Origin of the sequence: Flavobacterium sp. ENC, from assembly GCF_020991415.1 — a bacterium.
In the GTDB taxonomy this organism is placed as follows: domain Bacteria; phylum Bacteroidota; class Bacteroidia; order Flavobacteriales; family Flavobacteriaceae; genus Flavobacterium.
Genome location: NZ_JAJMOY010000001.1, coordinates 1 through 18,998, shown reverse-complemented (window position 1 = coordinate 18,998; position 18,998 = coordinate 1). Strand labels below are relative to the sequence as shown.

At 37.1% G+C, this 18,998-nt stretch carries 12 protein-coding genes; all 12 read left to right on the top strand.

Annotated features, from left to right (window positions below):
- Window positions 1–178 precede the first annotated feature (178 nt).
- Window positions 179–1,507, top strand: a complete 1,329-nt coding sequence (locus LPB89_RS00060; protein WP_230699721.1) for a c-type cytochrome — start codon at window positions 179–181, stop codon at window positions 1,505–1,507.
- Window positions 1,508–1,539: 32 nt separating this feature from the next.
- A complete protein-coding gene (locus LPB89_RS00055) occupies window positions 1,540–4,596 on the top strand; it encodes a TAT-variant-translocated molybdopterin oxidoreductase (protein WP_230699720.1) in 3,057 nt (1,018 codons plus the stop codon).
- 33 nt (window positions 4,597–4,629) lie between these two features.
- The gene (gene nrfD / locus LPB89_RS00050; protein ID WP_127337707.1) at window positions 4,630–6,030 is read left to right on the top strand and encodes an NrfD/PsrC family molybdoenzyme membrane anchor subunit; all 1,401 of its coding nucleotides are present in this window, start codon (window positions 4,630–4,632) and stop codon (window positions 6,028–6,030) included.
- Window positions 6,023–6,547, top strand: a complete 525-nt coding sequence (locus LPB89_RS00045) for a DUF3341 domain-containing protein (RefSeq protein ID WP_127337706.1) — start codon at window positions 6,023–6,025, stop codon at window positions 6,545–6,547. The genes nrfD and LPB89_RS00045 overlap by 8 nt, the downstream gene beginning before the upstream one ends.
- An 8-nt stretch (window positions 6,548–6,555) precedes the next feature.
- Window positions 6,556–7,101: a cytochrome c gene (locus tag LPB89_RS00040; RefSeq protein WP_059117857.1), complete on the top strand. Its 546-nt coding sequence runs from the start codon at window positions 6,556–6,558 to the stop codon at window positions 7,099–7,101.
- A gap of 27 nt (window positions 7,102–7,128) precedes the next feature.
- Window positions 7,129–8,523: a quinol:cytochrome C oxidoreductase gene (locus tag LPB89_RS00035; protein WP_230699719.1), complete on the top strand. Its 1,395-nt coding sequence runs from the start codon at window positions 7,129–7,131 to the stop codon at window positions 8,521–8,523.
- 19 nt (window positions 8,524–8,542) lie between these two features.
- Window positions 8,543–9,730, top strand: coding sequence for a cytochrome c oxidase subunit II (locus tag LPB89_RS00030; RefSeq protein ID WP_230699718.1), 1,188 nt, complete (start codon window positions 8,543–8,545; stop codon window positions 9,728–9,730).
- Window positions 9,731–9,761: 31 nt separating this feature from the next.
- The gene (locus LPB89_RS00025) at window positions 9,762–11,564 is read left to right on the top strand and encodes a cbb3-type cytochrome c oxidase subunit I (RefSeq protein ID WP_230699717.1); all 1,803 of its coding nucleotides are present in this window, start codon (window positions 9,762–9,764) and stop codon (window positions 11,562–11,564) included.
- A gap of 189 nt (window positions 11,565–11,753) precedes the next feature.
- Complete coding sequence (gene ruvB / locus LPB89_RS00020) at window positions 11,754–12,776, top strand: Holliday junction branch migration DNA helicase RuvB (RefSeq protein WP_055096839.1); 1,023 nt, start codon at window positions 11,754–11,756, stop codon at window positions 12,774–12,776.
- Between the two features lie 12 nt (window positions 12,777–12,788).
- Window positions 12,789–14,135: a cytochrome P450 gene (locus tag LPB89_RS00015; RefSeq protein WP_230699716.1), complete on the top strand. Its 1,347-nt coding sequence runs from the start codon at window positions 12,789–12,791 to the stop codon at window positions 14,133–14,135.
- The gene (gene queG / locus LPB89_RS00010) at window positions 14,135–15,064 is read left to right on the top strand and encodes a tRNA epoxyqueuosine(34) reductase QueG (protein ID WP_230699715.1); all 930 of its coding nucleotides are present in this window, start codon (window positions 14,135–14,137) and stop codon (window positions 15,062–15,064) included. The genes LPB89_RS00015 and queG overlap by 1 nt, the downstream gene beginning before the upstream one ends.
- 602 nt (window positions 15,065–15,666) lie before the next feature.
- Window positions 15,667–18,998, top strand: a 3,332-nt coding sequence (locus tag LPB89_RS00005) for an HYR domain-containing protein (protein WP_230699714.1), incomplete at its 3' end; no start/stop codon positions are given.

Sequence of the window (18,998 nt, the reverse complement as noted above, 5' to 3'; positions counted from 1 at the left end):
TATTGAAAATTTCAATATTATTTAGAATTGATATAAATTGATATTTAAGAGTATTTTAAGGTTTTGAGAATAGTTCATAAGTCGTATTTTTGTGCAAGTTTTAAAAGAAGGTGTTCGGTTTTTACTGTTTTAATACAGAAAAAACCATACCAAAAATTAGTAGATAATTTTATACTATATGAAAAAGGTGGGTAACCATAATTCGATCTCAAGAAAATTACTTCTTAGCTTATCGCTAACGTTAATTTTCTCCCTAACTTCATTTGCTCAAGAAGCTGCTGCTCCGGCGGCGCCTGCTGCTGCTGCTCCGGCTGCAACTGCGGGTGGTGATCCAGTAAAAGGGAAGGAACTTTTTAATGCAAATTGCGCTGCATGTCACAAATTAGATGCAAAATCAACAGGTCCTGCTTTAAGGGGAGTTGCTGCTAAGCATGATATGGCTTGGATTTACAAGTGGGTGCACAACAGTTCTGAAGTAATTAAGTCAGGTGATGCTGTTGCAGTTAAGCTTTTTGAAGAAAACAACAAGTCTGTAATGACTGCTTTTCCTCAATTATCTGAAGGTGATATTGATAATATTATCGCTTATACTTCTGAAGTAAAAGCTGAGCCTGCTCCGGGTGCTGTGACGACATTGCCAACAGGTCCTCAGGAAGGCGGAAGCGGAATTTCTAATAACATTATTTTGGGAGCTCTTGCTCTTGTAATGGCTATTTTGGTGGTTATGTTGTTCATGGTGAACAAAGTACTTACTAAGGTGGCAAGTAATAATGGTATTGTAGTTGCTCCGAAAGAGGCCAGAACGCCAATTTGGAAAGCTTTTGCCAGAAATCAGTTTTTAGTATTAGTTACTTCTATATTCCTGCTTTTGGCTAGTGGTTATTTTGTGTATGGATTTTTGATGCAAGTTGGTGTAGATCAAAACTATGAGCCAATTCAGCCGATCCATTATTCTCATAAAATTCACGCCGGTGACAACGAGATCAATTGTAAATATTGTCACTCTGCTGCCCGTGTGAGTAAAAATGCTGGTATTCCTTCTTTGAATGTTTGTATGAATTGTCATAAAAACATCTCTGAAGTTGCCGAGACTACTGCTACTCCTGAGTACAGCAAGGCGTTTTATGATGCTCAAATCCAAAAGCTGTATGATGCAGTTGGATGGGATAAAGCAAAACAAGCTTATACCGGAAAAACACAGCCTGTAAAATGGGTTCGTATTCATAATCTTCCTGATTTTGTTTACTTTAATCACTCACAACACGTTTCTGTTGCAGGTGTTGAATGTCAGACTTGTCACGGACCGGTACAGGAATTTGAAATCATGAAGCAATATTCTAAATTAACAATGGGATGGTGTATTGATTGCCATAGAAAAACTGATGTTAAGATGGAAGGAAATGCATATTATGATAAAATTCATGCTGAACTTTCTAAAAAATACGGTGTAGAAAAATTGACTGCAGCGCAAATGGGAGGTTTAGAATGCGGTAAATGCCACTATTAATCGAATTATTAAGATTTTAATATTTATATACAATGTCATCAAACAAAAAATACTGGAAAAGTGTTGAGGAACTAGAAAATAGTTCTATTGTTGAGGCGCTTAGAAATAACGAATTTGTTGAAGAGATTCCTACTGATGAATTTTTAGGAAACGCAGATGCATTAGCTTCATCTGGAACTTCACGTCGTGACTTTTTAAAGTACGTAGGGTTTAGTACTGCAGCCGTAACGCTAGCAGCTTGCGAGGGCCCTGTTCACAAGTCTATACCTTATGTGTTACAACCGGAACAAATCATTCCTGGTGTTGCTGATTATTATGCAACAACTGTTTTTGATGGTTTTGATTTTGCTAACCTTTTAGTAAAAACCCGTGAAGGTCGTCCAATTAAAATTGAAAACAATACTATTTCCGGAGCTAAGTTTTCAGCCAATGCGAGAATTCATGCGTCTATCCTGTCGTTATATGACAGTATGCGTCTGAAAGAACCTAAATTGGATGGAAAAAATAGTAGCTGGTCTGCTGTTGATTTGAAAATTAAATCAAGTATTGCTGATGCAAAAGCAAAAGGTGGACAAGTTGTATTGTTGACTAATACTTTAGCAAGTCCGTCTACTGAAAAGCTTATTGGTGAATTTATTGCTAAAAACCCGAATGCGAAGCATGTGGTTTATGATGCAGTATCTTCTTCAGAAGCCTTAGATGCATTTCAGACCGTGTATGGTGAAAGAGCTTTAGTTGATTATGATTTTTCAAAAGCTTCTTTAATTGTTTCTGTGGGAGCTGATTTCTTAGGAGACTGGCAAGGTGGAGGATACGATTCAGGATATGCAAAAGGACGTATTCCTCAAAATGGAAAAATGTCCCGTCATTTTCAGTTTGAATCAAACATGACTTTATCCGGAGCTGCTGCTGATAAGCGTATTCCTATGACAGGGGCTGATCAGAAACAAGCTTTGGTTCAAATATATAATATAGTTGCAGGTGCTTCTGTTCCGGTTTCTTTGGAAGCTAAATTTAAAGCAGAAGCTGTTAAAGCTGCTCAGCAGTTAAAAGCTGCTGGTTCAAAAGGAGTTTTAGTATCTGGAATTGAAGATAAAAACGCTCAGTTGTTAGTTTTGGCTATCAATCAGGCATTAGCTAGTGAGGCTTTTACTACTGTTGGAACAAGACAGATTAGAAAAGGTTCAAATGCGGTTGTTGCTCAATTATTAAAAGATATGAATGCAGGTAGTGTTCATACTTTAATCATGAGTGGAGTTAACCCTGTTTATACACTGGCAGATTCTGCTTCTTTTGAAGCCGGATTGAAAAAAGTAAAAACATCAGTGGCTTTCTCTTTGAAAGAAGATGAAACGGCATCTGTTACTACAATTGCTGCTCCTGTTGCTCATTATCTTGAAGCTTGGGGTGATGTTGAGATCACAAAAGGAACTTATAGTTTAACACAACCAACTATTCGTCCTATATTTAATACAAAACAATTTCAAGACGTTTTATTATCATTAAACGGAATTCCCGGAACTTTTTACGATTATATCAAAGCTAATTCTGCTGGTATTACCGTTGGTTCTTCATGGAATAAAGTTTTACATGATGGTGTTTTTGTAGTTGGATCAGCTGCTTTAGCAGGTGGTGCTGTTGATTATGCTGCTGCTGCAAATGCAGTTTCAAAATCAAAACCAGCTGGTGATTTCGAATTAGTGTTATATACTAAAACAGGTTTAGGTGACGGACAACAGGCAAACAACCCTTGGTTGCAGGAGTTCCCGGATCCAATCACAAGAGTTTCATGGGATAACTATGTTACTGTTTCGAATGCTGATGCTAAGAAACTTGGTTTAACAAATGAAATTGTGGCTAACGGAGGTCTAAATGGTAGTTATGCTACTATTACGCTGACTGACGGAGCTAAGTTAGAAAACGTTCCTGTAATTGTTCAGCCAGGACAAGCTGTTGGTACACTTGGTTTAGCTGTTGGTTACGGTCGTAAAGCGGCTTTGAAAGAAGAAATGCAGGTAGGTTTAAATGCTTACGCTTTATATAAAAACTTTAATAGTGTTCAGGCTGTTTCTTCTATTGTGAAAGCAAACGGAGTACACGAGTTTGCTTGTGTTCAGGGTCAGAAAACTTTAATGGGTAGAGGAGATATTATTAAGGAAACTACTCTTGAAGTATTTAACACTAAAGATGCCGAACATTGGAATCAACAACCAATGGTATCTTTGGATCACCAGGAAGTAGAGGCTACAACAGTAGATTTATGGGAATCATTTGATCGTTCAACAGGACATCACTTTAACCTTTCAATCGACTTAAATGCTTGTACAGGATGTGGGGCATGTGTTATTGCCTGTCATGCTGAAAACAATGTACCTGTTGTAGGAAAAGCTGAAGTAAGAAGAAGCCGTGATATGCACTGGTTGCGTATTGACAGGTATTATTCTTCTGAAAGTACTTTTGAAGGTGATAATGAAAGAAAAGAGAATATTGCCGGTTTATCCAGCTCGTTGTCTACCTTTAATGAAATGGAAAAAGCAGGAGATAATCCTCAGGTTGCTTTCCAGCCAGTAATGTGTCAGCACTGTAATCACGCACCTTGTGAAACAGTTTGTCCGGTTGCTGCAACTTCTCACGGTCGTGAGGGTCAAAATCATATGGCATACAACAGATGTGTTGGTACTCGTTACTGTGCAAATAACTGTCCGTATAAAGTACGTCGTTTTAACTGGTTCTTGTACAACAAAAACAGTGAGTTCGATTATCACATGAATGATGATTTAGGTCGTATGGTATTAAACCCAGACGTAAATGTTCGTTCTCGTGGAGTTATGGAAAAATGTTCTATGTGTATTCAAATGACACAAGCTACAAAATTGAAAGCGAAAAATGAAGGACGTCCGGTTGTTGATGGTGAATTCCAGACAGCTTGTTCAAGCGCTTGTTCTTCTGGAGCAATGATCTTTGGAGATGTTAATGATAAAGAAAGTAAAGTTGCTAAATTGGCAGCTGATGAAAGATCATACCATTTATTGGAGCATGTTGGAACAAAACCTAATGTGGTTTACCATGTTAAAGTTAGAAATACTTAGAATAATTATTAATTAAGAAACATATAAAGGATTATGTCGTCTCACTACGAAGCACCCATTAGAAAACCTTTAGTTATAGGTGATAAATCTTATCACGATGTAACTGTAGATGTAGCTGCGCCTGTTGAAGGTCCTGCAAATAAGCATTGGTGGATTGTATTTTCAATCGCATTAACAGCCTTCCTTTGGGGATTAGGTTGTATAATTTACACCGTATCTACCGGTATTGGAACATGGGGATTAAATAAAACAGTTGGTTGGGCCTGGGATATCACGAACTTCGTTTGGTGGGTTGGTATTGGTCACGCCGGAACATTAATTTCTGCGGTATTATTACTTTTCCGTCAACGTTGGAGAATGGCGATTAACCGTTCTGCAGAAGCAATGACTATCTTTTCAGTAGTTCAGGCAGGTTTATTTCCAATTATTCACATGGGTCGTCCATGGTTAGCATACTGGGTTTTACCTATTCCGAATCAGTTTGGTTCTCTGTGGGTAAACTTTAACTCACCATTGCTTTGGGACGTATTCGCAATTTCAACGTATCTTTCGGTATCATTAGTTTTCTGGTGGACTGGTTTATTGCCTGATTTTGCAATGCTGCGTGACAGAGCGGTTACTCCTTTTACTAAAAGAGTTTATTCTATCCTAAGTTTCGGATGGAGCGGTAGAGCAAAAGACTGGCAGCGTTTTGAAGAAGTATCATTAGTATTAGCTGGTTTGGCTACTCCTCTTGTACTTTCTGTACACACGATTGTATCGATGGACTTTGCTACTTCTGTAATTCCCGGATGGCATACTACAATTTTCCCTCCTTACTTCGTTGCAGGAGCGGTATTCTCAGGATTTGCGATGGTAAATACATTGTTGATTATCATGAGAAAAGTTTCTAACCTTGAAGCTTATATTACACTTCAGCATATCGAATTAATGAACATCGTAATTATGATTACTGGTTCTATCGTTGGTGTTGCTTACATCACTGAGTTATTTGTGGCCTGGTATTCAGGTGTAGAATATGAGCAGTATGCATTCTTGAACAGAGCTACCGGACCTTACTGGTGGGCCTATTGGTCAATGATGACTTGTAATGTTTTCTCTCCGCAATTTATGTGGTTTAAGAAATTAAGAACAAGTATCATGTTCTCATTTATTATTTCCATTGTAGTAAACATCGGAATGTGGTTTGAAAGATTCGTAATTATCGTTACTTCTTTACATAGAGATTATCTTCCGTCTTCATGGACAATGTTCTCACCAACATTTGTTGACATTGGAATTTTCATCGGAACAATTGGTTTCTTTTTCGTATTGTTTTTATTATACTCCAGAACATTCCCTGTAATTGCTCAGGCGGAGGTTAAAACAATTTTGAAAGGAACAGGAGATAATTACATTAGAGAAAGAGCAAATAAAGATTCACATCATGAGTAATAAAGTAATATACGCCATTTATAATGACGATGATATTTTGATGGATGCAGTAAAGAAAACCAGAGCTGCACATCATCATATTGAAGAAGTTTTTACTCCATTCCCAGTTCACGGATTGGATAAAGCTATGGGATTAGCACCAACAAGATTAGCAATTTGTGCTTTTTTATACGGATGTGTTGGTATCTCTGTTGCAACAACAATGATGAGTTATATTATGATTCATGACTGGCCACAGGATATTGGTGGAAAACCAAGTTTTAGTTTTATTCAGAATATGCCCTCTTTTGTGCCTATTATGTTTGAGATGACTGTATTTTTTGCTGCCCACTTAATGGTAATCACTTTTTATATGAGAAGCAGATTATGGCCATTTAAAGAAGCTGAAAATCCTGATGTAAGAACAACAGATGACCATTTTTTAATGGAAGTTGCTGTAAACGATAACGAAGCAGAACTAGTTTCTTTCTTTGAAGGTACAGGAGCAGTTGAAGTTAAAGTAATTGAAAAGAATTAATTGTAGCTATGAAAAGGATATATAAAATAACACTTTTAGTTGGTATAACTATTTTAGTTTCATCTTGCCACAATAATTCGGCACCAAACTATCAGTATTTCCCTAATATGTATGAGTCTGTAGGTTATGAAACTTATTCAGAAGCAAAAATATTTAAAGGAGGAAAAGAAGGACAGCTTCCTGTAGAAGGAACTATTAATAGAGGTTTTGAGCCTTATGAATATGAAAATTCAACTGCTGGTTATGAATTGGCTAAAGCTAATTTAAAGTCACCTTTGGATTCTATCGAGAGAAACTCAGGAAAAGGAAAAGAACTTTTCGAAATTTATTGTATCAGTTGCCATGGTGCAGCAGGAAACGGTAAAGGTAAATTGGTTGAAAGAGAAAAATTTCTTGGAGTACCTAGCTATAAAGACAGAGAAATCACTGAAGGAAGTATCTTTCACGTTGAAACTTATGGTTTAAATGCAATGGGTTCACATGCAAATCAATTAAGTGCCCACGAACGTTGGTTAGTTGCTGACTATGTTCTAAAACTAAAAAGCCAATTATAATTGTTGAACAAACTGATCGTAATAGATATGTATACATTTTCAAGTAAATTAAAAACTTTTTCTATCATCCTAATGGTTCTTGGCCTATTGGGAATTGGGTATGGTTTTTTAAGTGCGCCTAAAGATATTCAAGAAGTTGAAAAAATACTAGCTGCAGATGCGCATGGTTCTCATGGTGCAGCACATGAAGCTACTGCTGAGGCTTCTCACAAAGAAGCAGGTCATCATGAAGCTGCAGAAGCTTCTCATGAATCGCACAAAGGTGGGGAGCATGAAAAAGTGAATGCTGGTGATGAGCATGAAAAACATTTGGAACATGTATTGCACCAATTGCAAAACAAGCCTTGGTCTGCTTTATATGTTGCCTGTATTTTCTTCTTACTGCTTTCTATGGGTACTTTAGCATTTTATGCTATTCAACAAGTTGCCCAGGCAGGATGGTCTCCGGTTTTGTTTAGAGTTATGCAGGGAATAACAGCTTATTTGCCTGTAGGTTCTATCATTTTCTTTATCATACTAGTACTTTGCGGACTGCATTTTAATCACATTTTTGTATGGCTGGATAAAGGAATTACAGATCCTGCAAGCGCAAATTATGATGAAATTATTGCTGGTAAGGCAGGTTATTTAAATTTTTATTTCTGGATTATCAGAGCTGCTATCTTTTTAATAGGATGGAATTTATATCGTTACCAATCCCGAAAAAATTGTTTGGCTCAGGATGATGCTAATGATGATTTGAACTACAAAAAGAACTTTAAGTTAACCGCTGGTTTCTTGGTATTCTTTATTGTATCTGAGTCTATAATGTCTTGGGACTGGATTATGTCGATTGATCCACACTGGTTCAGTACATTATTCGGATGGTATGTATTCGCTTCATTCTTTGTAAGTGGTATCACTACTATTGCATTAGTGACAGTATACTTAAAGTCAAAAGGATATTTAGAGTATGTAAATACAAGCCACATACACGATTTAGCTAAATTTATGTTTGGTATTAGTGTTTTCTGGACGTACTTATGGTTCTCTCAATTTATGTTGATCTGGTATGCTAATATTCCTGAAGAGGTTACTTATTTTATAACAAGAATTCAATTGTACAACTTACCGTTCTTCGGAGCTGTAGTTATGAACTTTGTTTTCCCATTATTAATTTTGATCAACACAGACTTTAAACGTCTTAGCTGGGTTATTGTAATGGCTGGTATTGTTATATTGCTAGGTCACTATGTAGATTTCTTTAATATGATTATGCCTGGTACAGTTGGAGATAAATGGTTTATTGGAGTTCCTGAAATTGCATCTATACTTTTCTTCTTAGGTTTATTTATTTTTGTAGTGTTTACTGCATTAACTAAAGCTCCTTTGTTAGCAAAAAGAAATCCTTTCATTGAAGAAAGTAAACATTTTCATTATTAATATTTAAAGAAGTAAACAGATGACAAGTTTGTTGGTAATTATAGTTTTAGTTTTATTAGCAGTTGCATTATGGCAATTGACCAAGATATTTGATCTTACTCAAGTGGGATCCTCTTCGGACGATTCTCAGGTTGCATCGGATAATGATAATAATATTCAGGGATATGTTATGTTTGGCTTTTTAGCTTTCATTTACATATTTACAATCTACGGTTTACTAAAATGGGGTCATTTAGCACTTCATACTCCTGCTTCAGAGCACGGTCTTTTAGTAGATAACTTGATGAATATTACCTGGGTTTTAATTTTTATTGTTCAGTTTATTACGCAAGGTTTATTATACTGGTTTTCTTTTAAAAACAGAGGACATAAAGACAGAAAGGCTTTGTTCTTTGCTGACAGCAGCAAATTAGAAGCGATTTGGAGTATTATTCCATCTGTTGTTTTGGCTTGTTTAATTCTTTACGGATTGTATGCATGGAACAATATTATGTTCGTTGATAAAGATGAAGATGTTATTGAAATAGAATTATATGCACAACAATTTAAATGGACAGCAAGATATGCCGGACAAGACAATGTTCTTGGAAAAGCGAATGTTCGTTTAATAGAAGGTGTTAATACTTTAGGAGTTGACATGTCAGACCCTAATGCGCAGGATGATATCGTAGTTTCGGAATTACATATTCCTAAAGGTAAAAAAATACATTTCAAGATGCGTTCTCAGGACGTATTGCACTCCGCTTACATGCCTCACTTTAGAGCGCAAATGAACTGTGTTCCGGGTATGGTTACTGAATTTGCTTTCATTCCGACTTATACAACTGCTGAATACAGAGAGTTGCCTTTTATGATTGAAAAAGTAGCAAATATCAACAAACTTAGAGCTGAGAAAAGTGTAGAGTTGGTTGCTAAAGGAGGAACAGCTTTAGATCCTTATACATTTGATTATTTATTATTATGTAATAAAATCTGTGGAGCTTCTCATTACAACATGCAAATGAAAGTAGTAGTTGACACTCCGGAAGATTATAAAAAATGGTTAAGCGAAAAAACTACGCTAACTCAGGATATTAAGGCTGCTGCCGCTGCTGAAAAACCTGCTGAAGCAGTAAAAGCGCCAACTACAGATAGTACGGCTAAAGATACAGTAAAAGCAGTTATTGATACTGTTAAAGCTGTTGTAGCTAAAGTGGCTATGAAATAATATTTATTAAGAAAATTTAAAGTATACATATATGTCAGCAGAAGCACACGATCACGGACACGAACACGATCACGAGCACGAACATCACCATAAAGACACTTTCATTACCAAATACATATTTAGTATTGATCACAAAATGATTGCTAAGCAGTACCTGATTACTGGTATCATCATGGGGATTATTGGTATTGTAATGTCATTACTTTTTAGAATGCAGTTAGCATGGCCGGAAGAGTCTTTTAAAATATTTAATGTTTTATTAGGGGATAAATTTGCACCGGACGGTGTGATGGCTAATGATATTTATCTGGCTTTAGTTACAATTCACGGTACCATAATGGTATTCTTTGTACTGACAGCCGGTTTGAGTGGAACTTTTAGTAACTTACTTATTCCGCTTCAGATTGGAGCGCGAGATATGGCTTCCGGATTCATGAATATGATTTCATACTGGTTGTTTTTCTTATCTGCTGTAATTATGTTGTCTTCTTTATTTGTTGAAGCTGGACCAGCATCTGCAGGTTGGACAATTTATCCGCCTTTAAGTGCATTGCCACAAGCAATTCCAGGATCAGGAACAGGTATGACTTTATGGCTGGTTTCAATGGCGATATTTATTGCATCTTCTTTAATGGGATCATTAAACTACATTGTAACTGTTATCAATTTAAGAACTAAAGGAATGTCTATGACAAGACTTCCATTAACAATCTGGACATTTTTCGTAACAGCTATCATTGGTGTTATTTCGTTCCCGGTTTTATTATCAGCTGCATTATTATTGATTTTCGATAGAAGTTTTGGTACTTCATTCTTCTTGTCTGATATTTATATCGCAGGAGAGGTTTTACATTACCAAGGAGGTTCTCCGGTTTTGTTTGAGCACTTGTTCTGGTTCTTAGGACACCCTGAGGTTTATATCGTAATCTTGCCGGCAATGGGTCTTGTTTCTGAAATTATGGCTACGAATTCACGTAAACCAATCTTCGGATACAGAGCGATGATTATGTCAGTTCTTGCAATTGCATTTTTATCTACAATTGTTTGGGGTCACCATATGTTTATCTCTGGTATGAATCCATTCTTAGGATCGGTATTTACTTTTACAACCTTATTGATTGCGATTCCATCTGCCGTAAAAGCATTTAACTGGATTACAACTTTATGGAAAGGTAACCTGCAATTCAACCCTGCAATGTTATTCTCTATCGGAATGGTTTCTACTTTCATCACTGGAGGTTTAACCGGAATCATTTTAGGAGATAGTACTTTAGATATTAACGTTCACGATACATACTTCGTTATTGCTCACTTTCACTTAGTAATGGGTATCTCTGCACTTTACGGAATGTTTGCCGGTATTTACCACTGGTTCCCTAAAATGTACGGAAGAATGTTAAACAAAAACTTAGGTTATATTCACTTTTGGGTAACAGCAGTTTGTGCTTATGGAGTTTTCTTCCCAATGCACTTTATCGGATTAGCTGGTTTGCCAAGACGTTACTATACAAATACAAACTTCCCATTATTTGATGATTTGCAAAATGTGAATGTTTTAATTACAACATTTGCTCTTGTTGGAGGTGCTTTCCAGTTAGTATTCCTTTACAATTTCTTTAGTAGTATTTTCTACGGTAAGAAAGCTGTACAGAATCCATGGAGATCTACAACATTAGAATGGACAACTCCTGTAGAGCATATTCACGGTAACTGGCCAGGTGAAATTCCTCATGTATACCGTTGGCCGTATGACTACAGTAACCCTAATCATGATGTAGATTTTGTTCCTCAAAATGTACCGATGAAAGAAGGTGAAGAAGTTTTACACCACTAAATATTAAATAAAAAAGACCATCTTCTAAGATGGTTTTTTTTATTTAATATAAATTCCAATATTTTAAATTCCAAATTCCAGTAAAGTCTAACCTTGTATTGGAATTTGGAATTTGAAACATTGGAATTTGGTTCTTTTATTTAGAATTTAACTATTTTCCAGACTGATTACTTTGCCTATCTTTGTAAAATGAATGAGAACCTAGATCCCACTACAAACGGATATAATCCAGAAGAATTAGATCTTGAAAAAAGATTGCGTCCGCTGTCATTTGATGATTTTGCCGGACAAGATCAAGTTTTAGAGAATTTAAAAGTTTTTGTGGCTGCGGCTAATCAGCGTGGTGAAGCACTTGATCATACACTTTTTCACGGGCCTCCCGGATTAGGAAAAACTACTTTGGCTAATATTTTAGCAAACGAACTTGAAGTTGGAATTAAAATTACTTCAGGTCCGGTTTTGGATAAGCCCGGTGATTTGGCTGGCTTATTGACTAATCTGGACGAAAGAGATGTGCTGTTTATAGATGAAATTCATCGTTTGAGTCCTATTGTTGAAGAGTATTTGTACTCGGCGATGGAAGATTTCAAAATTGATATCATGATCGAATCTGGTCCAAATGCCAGAACGGTTCAGATCAATTTAAATCCTTTTACTTTAATCGGGGCAACAACAAGATCCGGATTACTGACTGCGCCAATGCGCGCCCGTTTCGGAATTTCATCCAGATTACAATATTACACTACTGAGCTTTTGACCACTATTGTTGAGAGAAGCTCTTCTATACTTAAAATGCCAATCTCATTAGATGCAGCAATTGAAATAGCGGGCAGAAGTCGTGGAACGCCGCGTATTGCTAATGCATTGTTGCGAAGAGTACGTGATTTTGCACAGATAAAAGGAAATGGAACGATTGATCTTGAAATTGCACGTTATGCCTTAAAAGCGCTTAATGTTGATGCACATGGGCTTGATGAAATGGACAATAAAATCCTGCTGACTATTATAAATAAATTCAAGGGCGGACCTGTTGGATTGTCAACTCTGGCAACCGCTGTATCCGAAAGTAGTGAAACGATAGAAGAAGTATATGAGCCTTTCCTGATTCAGGAAGGTTTTATCATGCGTACTCCGCGTGGTCGTGAAGTGACAGACAAGGCTTATAAACACTTAGGTAAAATAAATACTAATATTCAGGGCGGATTGTTTTAAATTCTTTTCAAAATGTCTGAGAATAATAAATATAACTATCCTGCAAAACTTTCAATCTCCAGATTTTTTTTGGATTCGGAGGGAGTTCGTAAAAACCCTATTCCATTTCACAGAAGGTATTTTGATAAGTTTGGAGATTCTTTTTCTATTAGAATTGGAAGATCAAAACACATCATTTTGTCAAGAGACAATGAGGTGGCCCAGTATATATTACAAAAAAATCAAAAGAATTACCATAAGTCGAAGTTTCAGTCCGTTTATCTTTCAAAATATTTAGGGAAGGGACTTTTAACGGTTGATGGTGATTTTTGGTTGAAGCAAAGAAGACTTATTCAGCCTGCTTTTCATAAACAAAAGATGAATCAGCTCGTTGAAAATATGCAGCAGACAATTGTTTCAGAACTCGAAGGTTTGGAACAGGATAGCGTTGTTAATCTTTTTCCGGTAATGAGTGAATTGGCGTTTAATGTTGTTGCAAAATCATTATTCCAGTTTTCCATTGCGGAGGAGAAGCTGAATCGTATTAAATTTATTATTGAAGCAGTACAGCACTTTTTAATCAAGGAAATCAGGCTTCCTCATAAAGCCTGGTGGTTCTCACTAAGTGGTCAGGTAAAAAAACACCTTGAGCTTGCCGAGGAGAATAACAGCATAATTCGGGAAATTATTGAAGAAAGAATGACTTCCAAGAATGAAGTTAATGATTTGCTGAATATGCTTCTTGAAACGCGATATGAAGATAGTGGAGAAGGAATGTCTGTTGGTCAGTTAATTGATGAGATAAAAATCCTATTTATTGCAGGACATGAGACGACCGCTAATGCACTAACCTTTACACTGCATCTTTTAGGAAATGATCCCGTTGTTCAGCAAAAAGTACTTGATGAAATTCTGAAAATTAAGTCAGAGACGGATGATGTAGTGGAACAGCTTCAGAAAATGACGTATACAAATGCCGTTTTAAACGAGTCTATGCGTCTCTATCCGCCTGCCTGGATTACAGATCGGCAAAATGTAGCAGATGATAAACTTGGACAATTCAATATAAAAAAAGGAACCTTAATCGGAGTTTCTTTTTATGAGCTGCACAGAAATCCAAAGTATTGGGACAAGCCTGATGAGTTTAATCCCGACCGCTTTCTTGGCGAACAAAGAAAACACTCGATGCAGTATTTTTATCCGTTTGGTGCTGGGCCGAGAATGTGCATAGGAGCTGGATTTGCTGTTTACGAGATGTGTCTGGCAATTTCCCATATTGTTGAAAAATACAAAATTATTTCAGTTGAAAAGACAGTTCTTTTTAACCCGTTAATCACTTTAAAACCTGTAGGTGTTAAAGTCAGTTTTTCACAGCGGTAATGATTAATTCGAGAGAGACATATTCTAAATTTATAAAAGAAGAGGCAAAGAGGCTTGGTTTTTTGTCCTGCGGTATATCGAAAGCAGGATTTCTGGAAACAGAAGCCCCAAGACTTGAAAATTGGTTAAAAAATAACCAAAATGGTCAAATGGCTTACATGGAGAACCATTTTGATAAACGATTAGATCCGACATTATTAGTAGATGATGCCAAAAGTGTCGTATCGCTTTTGCTTAATTATTATCCAGGGGAAACTCAAAATCAGGAGAGTTTTAAAATTTCAAAATATGCCTACGGGCAGGATTACCACACGGTTATAAAAGAGAAATTAAAAGAATTTCTTTTCTCTATACAGGAAAATATTGGCGAAGTTTCCGGTCGTGCATTTGTGGACTCAGCGCCTGTTCTTGATAAAGCGTGGGCAGCAAAAAGCGGTTTGGGATGGATTGGTAAAAACAGTAATCTACTGACCCAAAGAGTAGGTTCATTTTACTTTATAGCCGAACTTATCCTAGATCTGGATTTAGAATACGATCATGCCACAACAGACCATTGCGGTTCCTGTACGGCTTGCATTGATGCCTGTCCGACACAGGCAATCGTTGCTCCTTATGTGGTAGACGGAAGCAAATGTATTTCCTATTATACAATTGAACTCAAGGAAAATATTCCAGTCGAAATGAAGGGTAAATTTGATGAGTGGGCTTTCGGCTGTGATACTTGTCAGGATGTTTGTCCCTGGAACCGGTTCTCAAAACCTCATGCAGAACCATTATTTAACCCCAATCCTGAATTGCTTTCGTTCTCAAAGAAAGACTGGATTGAAATTACGGAAGAAACCTTTCGGGCGGTTTTTAAGAATTCCCCTATCAAAAGAACAAAGTTTGATGGCCTAAAACGCAATATTAAATTTCTGCAATTAGAGTAATTAATTGTTTTGCTCCCTTTGGAAATTTTAAATTTTAAATTTCAATTTTATAAGAATTTCAATTTTTTTTTCTTAGTGAGAATCTTATTTCGTTAAGTAGGTTTTTGTTTACGTTTAATTAATTAATGTGCTGGTATTTAGTTATTTGTGATTTTGTTTCAGTTTTGTCTTTTCATGCTTTTTTTGCGTTTTTGTCTGTAAAATATGTAAGAATGGTTAAAATCATCAATATTTTAATAACTTTTTAACCTTTGGTTATCAAATCATTACTTTTTCGCTAATTAAATGTGAATATCTACTCACAAAAGGTGTATTTCAACGACTTTCTGCGTAGTTTATCGACGAATGTATTTAGTATTGAGGACTTTACATATTTTCGCCGCACCAAAAACTACTAATTTAATCCTGGACAGTATTATTTAGTCTTGAAACTATTAACCTTATGGCCCACATGCGATGTTATTCTTTTAAAAATTCTGAAACGACTTTTGTTGAATTTCTAAAAACCAATCTTTCCCTTTTATCGTATCTGTCCTATATTCTAAAAACCAGGTTATGTTATTTGGTTTCTGATATTTCTATTTCAAAAACAATAGTTGTCTATGTGTAACTTTACTTTTAAAAAGATTAATTTATTTAAATTAGTCTCATTTTTAATTTTTTTCCTTCTTATAAATTTTACTGCTTCTGCCCAGTTTTATACGAAACATTATATCGCTCCGGCACCCTGGCAGTATTTTAGTAAAGCCAATGAAATTGTAATAGCGACAAATTCTGTTGCAGAAGTAAATATAACGGTAAGCAAAAGCGACGGTACTTTTATAACTTCCCTGAAGGCAAAAAAAGGAACACCGGCTGTTTACAGATTCCCGCTTTTGGCAAAAAATCTTCCAATGAACGCTTTAGATACGGTACTTACAGGTGCCGGATTAATTGTGACAAGCGATGGACCAGTAGCGATAAATCTTCGAAACATTGCTTCTGATGATTATTCAAATGGTGATAATGTCGATGCTAATATTAAAGGAAATGCAGCACTTACAAGTTTTGGAGATGCCGGGATTGGAGTGCGTTTTAGAATAGGATATTACAGAGATGGTTCCTTGGGCACTTTTAGCACTTTTGGAGATCAAAGGCCGATTTATAGTATTATGGCAACTGTTGATAATACCAGTATAACGATCGATAACGTCGTTAAAGCGACATTAAATGCAGGGCAAAGTTACATGTTTAAGGCTCCGATGGGAGCTTTAGTGGAATCCTCAAATCCAGCAGTGATGAATACCTCGGCTGCTATTGATGTACCGGGTGGTTGTGGAGATGGCGCTTTTAATCAGATTCCTCCAGAATCCGTTTTGGGAACAGAATATTTTCTGGAAAGAGGAACGGGAAATAATACGGCAGAACAGACTACTGTAGTAGCTACAAAAGATAATACAAAGGTAACAATAGAAGGTTATTCGGCTACCGGAGCACTTGTGTCTACAACTACTCAGACTCTGGCACAGGCAGGTAAGTTTTATACTTTTATAAATGGTGTTCCGGGCGCAAGTTTTACGGCATCCCACATCGTTGCAGATAAGAGAGTTGCTGTGTATTCAGGTACTGCACAAAATTGTGAAGTTGACATTTCAACAATTGCACCAGTATCAGAATGTGGCGGATCTAATTTTATAGAAACAACCAAATTTAAAAATTATGCTTCAAATAATTTAGATTATTTTGGTTATATCCTTTTACGAAGTGCTACAGAAATTGTAACGGTAAATGGGACTAATATTGCAAGTATTGCCGGCGTTTCAGCCCGTTATCAGATAGGTTCAACAGGCTGGTATCTGATAAACTTTAATAGTGTTCAAATTGGAAGTCCGGAAGTACTTTCTATTGCAAGTAATGCTAAACTGACCGTTTCGATAGTACAGCAGGCAGGAGGATTCTCAATGGCAGGATTTTTCTCGAGTTTTGCAGCGTTGCCTGACGATCCGACTATGGCCTATGTTTCAGGAGGAGGATGTACTAATAATACCGCAACGCTAAACACGCCTTCGGGTTTTGCTCCTTATCAATGGTATTATAATGGCACGGCAATTTCTGGTGCAAATTCAAATACTTATGTAGCTACGAAAACAGGTTCTTATGCTGTAGCTTCAACTTTAGCGTGTGGTGTTCAGACGCAATCTAAACCAGTTTCAGTTACTTTATGTACAGATTTAGGTGTCACAAAAATGGTTGATAATGCAACCCCATGTGTAGGATCTAATGTACTATTTACAGTTATCTTAAGTAATTTAGGAGTTAATAATGCTACAGGAGTTTCAATAAACGATTTGCTTCCTACGGGATATACTTATGTAAGTTCAGTAGCCTCAATTGGGAATTATGATTCAGCAACCGGAGTGTGGAGTATTGGAGATGTTGATGGAGGAGTTAGCCGGACATTAAAAATTACAGCAAAAGTAAATCCTACAGGAGTTTATAATAATACGGCAGCGTTGCCCAATTCTACAGTAGATAGTAATTTGGCCAATAATTCAGCAAGTGTTTCAACAACACCTAAAGCATTACCGGTAGCCCTTTCGTTAACAGGAAGCACTATATGTATTCCTGCGTCAGGAGGGACAATCACTTCCACAACGTCAGTCAATACTGTAAATTATCAATTATACAATTCGGCTAATACTGCTGTTCAGGCAGTAAAAGCAGGAACAGGATCTGGTCTTACCTGGTCAGGTCTTTCTGCAGGTACAGGTTATTATGTGATTGCAACTAATGCAGGAATGTGTACAATTACCAGTAATGCTGTTGCTGTCGTAGCTGATACCCAAAAACCAACGATTACGTGTCCTTCGAATGTTACAAAAACTACGGATGCCAATTCATGTACCGCAACAGGAGTTGTTTTGGGCACCCCAACAACAGCCGATAATTGCGGCGTGGCTTCGGTAACGAATAATGCACCGACTACTTATCCAATCGGAGTAACCACCGTAACGTGGACCGTGACGGACAATTCAGGAAATAAAGAAACTTGTACCCAAACCGTAACGATAAGCGATACCCAAAAACCAACCATTACCTGTCCTTCGAACGTTACAAAAACTACGGATGCCAATTCATGTACCGCAACAGGAGTTGTTTTGGGAACTCCAACAACAGCCGACAATTGTGGTGTTGCTTCGGTAACGAATAATGCACCGACTACCTACCCAATTGGAGTAACCACTGTAACATGGACCGTTACCGATAATTCAGGAAATAAAGAAACTTGTACCCAAACCGTAACGATAAGCGATACCCAAAAACCAACAATTACCTGTCCTTCGAACGTTACAAAAACTACGGATGCCAATTCATGTACTGCAACAGGAGTTGCTTTGGGCACCCCAACAACAGCCGATAATTGCGGCGTGGCTTCGGTAACGAATAATGCACCGACTACTTATCCAATTGGAGTAACCACCGTAACGTGGACCGTGACGGACAACTCAGGAAATACGCAAACTTGTACCCAAACCGTAACGATATCCGATACCCAAAAACCAACGATTACCTGTCCTTCGAATGTTACAAAAACTACGGATGCCAATTCATGTACCGCAACAGGAGTTGTTCTTGGAACCCCAACAACAGCTGACAATTGTGGCGTGGCTTCGGTAACGAATAATGCACCGACTACTTATCCAATCGGAGTCACAACCGTAACATGGACAGTTACCGATAACTCAGGAAATACACAGACTTGTACCCAAACCATAACGGTAAGCGATACCGAAAAACCAACGATTACCTGTCCTTCGAATGTTACAAAAACTACGGATGCCAATTCATGTACCGCAACAGGAGTTGTGTTGGGTACCCCAACAACAGCCGATAATTGTGGCGTGGCTTCGGTTACGAATAATGCACCAAGCTCATATCCAATCGGAGTAACCAT